Raw genomic sequence first — 346 nt, 5'->3', positions numbered from 1 at the left:
GCCACGACCTGCGGTATACAACTCATTGGTTTCACCCGTTGGACCTGGCATCAGTTCAGGTTCAGTTAATAACTGAGCGCTGTGCTTGTGGTGAAATACCAGTGGAACCTTAAAGCTCTCCAAAGCAAGTTCAGTGGCTACCGAATTAAGAAGTTGGTAGCGAGTAGCGTATGGAGTTTGATTCCAAAGTGCCCATGCTTGTTGTGCTTCTGAGAAGCGAATAGATGCTTTTTTCATTGCTATACCCCTTGCTCATCAGTTTGCGAAGATTGTTGCGTCTCTGCTGAATCCGTCACCTGACGATTTCGACAAACATGTTCCGTAAAGCGATACAAATAATTTGGTC

The 346-nt window shown here is 45.4% G+C and carries 1 pseudogene; it reads right to left on the bottom strand.

Annotation, left to right across the window (positions count from 1 at the left end):
* A pseudogene (locus AB4585_RS24515) lies at nt 1-237 on the bottom strand (hypothetical protein); the annotation flags it as partial.
* Between the last annotated feature and the right edge of the window lie 109 nt (nt 238-346).

Origin of the sequence: Vibrio sp. 10N.222.49.C9 (assembly GCF_041474985.1) — a bacterium.
In the GTDB taxonomy this organism is placed as follows: Bacteria; Pseudomonadota; Gammaproteobacteria; order Enterobacterales; family Vibrionaceae; genus Vibrio; species Vibrio crassostreae_C.
Note: the sequence above shows the minus strand (reverse complement) of the source record. Positions and strands in the feature narration are given on the sequence as shown.